Genomic DNA, 4,697 nt, shown 5'->3' with positions numbered 1-4,697 from the left:
GGCCGGACCGGCGGCCGGACCGGGCGGCGCGCCGGACCGGCGGCGGGTCAGCGGCCGGTGTCACGCCGGCCGGGGGAGGGGTCCTCCCCCGAAGGAGCGCACCGGGGGCCCGGACCCGAGGCCGGGGCCGGGCGGCGCGCGGACGCACGGACGCGGGGGCGGGTGCGGGGGCGGCGGCCCCCGGGGGTGTACAGCACAACCGAATCCTCGTGATTGTCACTCTTCGCAGATACGAGCCCACCCATGGTCACACGTCCAGTGTGACCGACCGGACCGACATCCGTGCGACGCCCGGCCGCGCGCGGGGTTCTCCCGGCGCTGCCCGGCGCCTCAACTCGCCTCGGGGTGACGGCCGGTGCCCGCGGCGAGCTCGAACTCGGCGCGCGGATGCTCCAGCGACCCCAGGGAGACGATCTCACGTTTGAAGAGCCCGGACAGGATCCACTCGGCCAGCACCCGCGCCTTGCGGTTGAAGGTCGGCACCCGGCTGAGGTGGTAGATCCGGTGCATGAACCAGGCCGGATAGCCCTTCACCTTCCGCCCGTAGACGTGCGCCACGCCCTTGTGCAGGCCGAGGGAGGCGACGGAGCCCGCGTACGCGTGCGCGTACTCCTTCAGCGGCCCGCCGCGCAGGGACGCGCACAGGTTGTCGGCGAGGACCTTCGCCTGGCGGACGGCGTGCTGCGCGTTGGGGGCGCACTCGACGCCGGGCTCGCGCGCCGTGCGGTCCGGCACGGCGGCGGCGTCACCGGCCGCCCACGCGTGCGACACGCCGTCCACCTGGAGCGCGGCCGTGCAGACGAGCCGCCCGCGCGCGTTGAGCGGCAGGTCCACGGACGCGAGGATCGGGTGCGGTCTGACGCCGGCGGTCCACACGAGCGTACGGGTGGGGAAGCGGGAGCCGTCGCTGAGCACGGCGACGCCGTCCTCGCAGGACTCCAGGCGGGTGTCCAGGCGCACGTCCACGTTGCGGCGGCGCAGTTCGCGGACGGCGTACCGGCCCATCTCCGCGCCGACCTCCGGCAGGATCCGGCCGGTGGCCTCCACCAGGATCCACTTCAGGTCGTCCGGCTCGATGTTGTGGTAGTAGCGGGCGGCGTACCGGGCCATGTCCTCCAGTTCGCCGAGGGCTTCCACGCCCGCGTACCCGCCGCCGACGAACACGAAGGTCAGGGCGGCGTCGCGGACGTCGGGCTCGCGGGTGGAGGAGGCGATGTCGAGCTGCTCCAGCACGTGGTTGCGCAGACCGATGGCCTCCTCGACGGTCTTGAAGCCGATGCCGTGGTCGGCCAGGCCGGGGACCGGCAGCGTGCGGGAGACGGAGCCGGGCGCCAGCACCAGCTCGTCGTAGGGGATGTCGACCGAGCCGTCGCCCTGCTCGCGGGCGGCCAGGGTACGGACGGTCGCGACGCGCTTGCCGTGGTGGATGGCGGTGGCCTGGCCGATGACGACCCGGCAGCGGGGCAGGACCCGGCGCAGCGGCACCACGACGTGCCGCGGGGAGATCGACCCGGCCGCCGCCTCCGGCAGAAACGGCTGGTAGGTCATGTACGGCTCGGGGGCGACCACGGTGACCTGTGCGGCACCGCTCCTCAGCTCCCGCTTCAGCTTCCGCTGGAGGCGCAGCGCCGCGTACATCCCGACGTAGCCGCCGCCGACGACGAGAATGCGAGCGGGTTCCTTCACTCTCCCATGACGCACGCGCCGCCGGGGTTTGTCCACAGGCGCGACAGATTGTGTGACCGGAGGCGAGGGCCCCGCGAGCCGGCCGTCGAAACGGTTCACTGAGGAGACGCGCAGGTCAGACGGTGGATGAACCGCCGTGAGCGGGCCCGGGAAACGGAGGGAACGGCGACGTACTCCGATCGGGGACGCTCCGTGCGGAACCGGGCCTTTCTTTCTTGACCTGGGCTCAACTATGTTCGTAGTGGGTCGGGGGGCCGGAATCCTCCGGCTGCACGGGTGGGGGTCTCCGGGGGGAGACGTCATTAACCGGGGGATTTACATGCACCTTCAGGGTTCTCACTGGTCGTCTGCTGTCGCGTCCGCGGACGGAGGCGGCGGCCGGAGCACTCCGCTGCGCGTGGACGCGCAGCGGAATCTTGAGCACGTCCTGCGAGCGGCGCGCGAGGTCTTCGGAGAGCTGGGTTACGGGGCTCCGATGGAGGACGTGGCGCGCCGGGCGCGGGTCGGGGTGGGCACCGTCTACCGGCGGTTTCCCAGCAAAGACGTGCTGGTTCGGCGCATAGCGCAGGAGGAGACGGCCCGGCTGACGGACCAGGCGCGAGCGGCGCTCGGTCAGGAGAACGAGCCGTGGTCGGCGCTGGCCCGCTTCCTGCGCACGTCTGTCGCCTCGGGCGCCGGGCGGCTGCTGCCGCCGCAGGTGCTGCGGGTCGGCGTGGATCCCGAGTCGGAGCCGCGGGTGCCGCAGCAGCGGCACGCGGCCTCGGAGGCGCCCACGGGCGCAGGGTCGGCGGCGGCCGCCACCGCCGCCGTTCCCTCCCAGGCTGCGGGTCAGCCGGAGCTGCGGCTGGTGGCGCAGCCGGCCGCGTCCGACGAGCAGGACGACGCGGGCGTGGCGACCCTGCTGGAGGTCGTCGGCCAGCTGGTGGCCCGGGCGCGGGAGGCCAAGGAGCTGCGCGAGGACGTGACGGTCGCCGACGTGCTGCTGGTGATAGCCACCGCGGCGCCGTCGCTGCCGGACGCGGCGCAGCAGGCGGCGGCCTCGGCCCGGCTGTTAGACATATTGCTGGACGGGCTGCGCCCGCGCCCGTCCGACCACTGACGCCTCGCTCCGGACCGGTCGGCATCGCCCGCCGCGCACCGGCGCCGCCCCGTCCGGGACACCTGCCCCGGACGGGCGGCGGCCGGCGGCGCTCGCTGGAGGCGGGTGTGCCGACGCGAAACCGGTGGCCAAGACAACTGTGCGGAAAGTCGCCCGGAAAGGTGGTTGGCTGATACGACAAAAGGGCTAGTGTCACTGCCTGTGGCACCCTTTCCCAAGGGTTTCGAGAGTGTCGGCAGGCCGGGGGTCCCGCGATGGGCATTGACGGACGGGGCGAGCCGCGCGGCGGCGAGCGGAGAACCGGCGCGCGTACCGGCGAGCCGCCGGGCGGCACGCCCGGCCGCGAGGGCATACCCGCGTCGCGGCCCGAGACGCAGTCCAGCCCTGTGGCTTCGCCGTCCGGCCCTGTGGCTTCGTCCGGTCCCGTGGCACCGTCCGGTCCGGGGGCGCCATCCGGCCCCGTGACCTCGTCCGGGCCGGGGGCCTCGTCAGACTCCGGGGCGTCGTTCGGTCCAAGGGCTTCGTCCGGCCCTATGGCTTCATCCAATCCGGTGGCTTCGTCTGGCCCCGTGGCTTCATCCGGTCCAGGGGCTTCATCCGGTCCAGGGGCGCCGTCCGGGCCGGGCGGCCGTTCCGGTCCGGGGGGCGCGTCCGGTCGGGCGGCGTCGGGCCGTCCGGGCGGCGCGTCAGGCCACGGTCTTCCGTCCGGCCCTGGAAGTCCGCCCGGCGCCGGTCGCCGGGCGGAGTCCCGGCAGGGCGATCCGAGTGTGCCCCGGCAGCGCGGGCGCCGCGCCCAGGACGACGGATCCGACGGCGGCCTCGTCGGGGCGGCGGGCGGCAGCACGGGCAGTGGCCAGGACGCGGGCAACGGCGGCGCGGCGGCTGCCGGATCCGCCGGCTCCGGTGCCGGTTCTGGAGCCGGGGGCGGTTCTGGAGCCGGGGGCGGGGGTCGGGGCGGTGGCCAGGGGCGGGGCGGCGCCGGTGACGGTGAGGCGGGTGGCCTCCCGCCGTCCGACACCACGCTGGTCGCGCGCATGCGCGAGGGCGAGACCGACGCCTACGAGGAGCTGTACCGGCGGCACGCCCCCGCGGTTCGGCGGTACGCACGGACGTGCTGCCGGGACGCCGACACCGCCGACGACCTGACCGCCGAGGTGTTCGCGCGCACGCTGCAGGCCGTACGGGGCGGCGCGGGGCCCACGTCGGCGGTGCGGCCCTATCTGATGACGACGGTGCGCCGGGTGGCCGCCGTGTGGGGCAGGACGGCCAAGCGTGAGCAGCTGGTCGAGGACTTCGCCCTGTTCGCCGCCGACGCGGCCCGCGCCGCCGAGCACGGCGACCCGCTGGGCGCGGAGCCGGACCTGGGCGCGGACGTGACGGCCATGCACGAGGCCGAGCAGACGCTGGCCGTGCGGGCGTTCCGCAGCCTGCCGGAGCACTACCAGACCGTGCTGTGGCACACGACGGTCGAGGACGAGTCGCCGCGCCAGGTGGCTCCGCTGCTCGGCCTGTCGGACAACGCGACGGCGGTGCTCGCCCACCGGGCCCGCGAGAAGCTGAAGCAGGCCTACCTTCAGGCGCACGTGAGCAGCGCGCTGACGGAGGGCGGGGACTGCGCCCGGTACGCCGACCGGCTCGGCGCGTACGCGCGCGGCGGCCTGCGGATGCGGGCCGAGCTGGGCCTGCGCAAGCACCTGGAGAGCTGCGCGCGGTGCCGCATGGCGGCCCTGGAGGTCGCGGACGTCAACGCGCGCCTCGGCGCGCTGCTGCCGGTCGCGGTCGTCGGCTGGTTCGCGGCGGGATACGCGCTCAAGGCGGCCGGGGTCGCGGCGGGTGTGGGCGCGGCCGGCGCGGGCGTGGGCGCGGCGGTGGGCGGCGGAGGCGCGGCGGCCGGTTCGGGCGCAGCGGCCGG

Annotated in this window: 3 protein-coding genes; 2 read left to right on the top strand and 1 reads right to left on the bottom strand. The window is 75.2% G+C overall.

All coding sequences use genetic code 11. The features are described 5' to 3' along the window. Window positions 1–330: 330 nt before the first annotated feature. Entirely contained in the window at window positions 331–1,686 is a 1,356-nt protein-coding gene (locus RKE29_RS28050; protein ID WP_312008491.1) for an NAD(P)/FAD-dependent oxidoreductase, read from the bottom strand. A gap of 319 nt (window positions 1,687–2,005) precedes the next feature. Between RKE29_RS28050 and RKE29_RS28045 the strand changes: the two genes are divergently transcribed. Continuing rightward, entirely contained in the window at window positions 2,006–2,785 is a 780-nt protein-coding gene (locus RKE29_RS28045) for a helix-turn-helix domain-containing protein (RefSeq protein ID WP_312008490.1), read from the top strand. 767 nt (window positions 2,786–3,552) lie between these two features. Continuing rightward, window positions 3,553–4,697: sigma-70 family RNA polymerase sigma factor (locus tag RKE29_RS28040; protein WP_312008489.1), on the top strand; the 1,145-nt coding region annotated here is incomplete at its 3' end.

Origin of the sequence: Streptomyces sp. B1866 (genome assembly GCF_031932565.1) — a bacterium.
Lineage (GTDB): Bacteria > Actinomycetota > Actinomycetes > Streptomycetales > Streptomycetaceae > Streptomyces.
The sequence above is the reverse complement of the archived record's forward strand: the minus strand, read 5'-3'. Positions and strand labels throughout refer to the sequence as shown.

Bases quoted from the DNA above. Each gene is read 5' to 3' on its own strand.
- RKE29_RS28045 (WP_312008490.1), top strand. From the start codon at position 2,006: ATGCACCTTCAGGGTTCTCACTGGTCGTCTGCTGTCGCGTCCGCGGAC.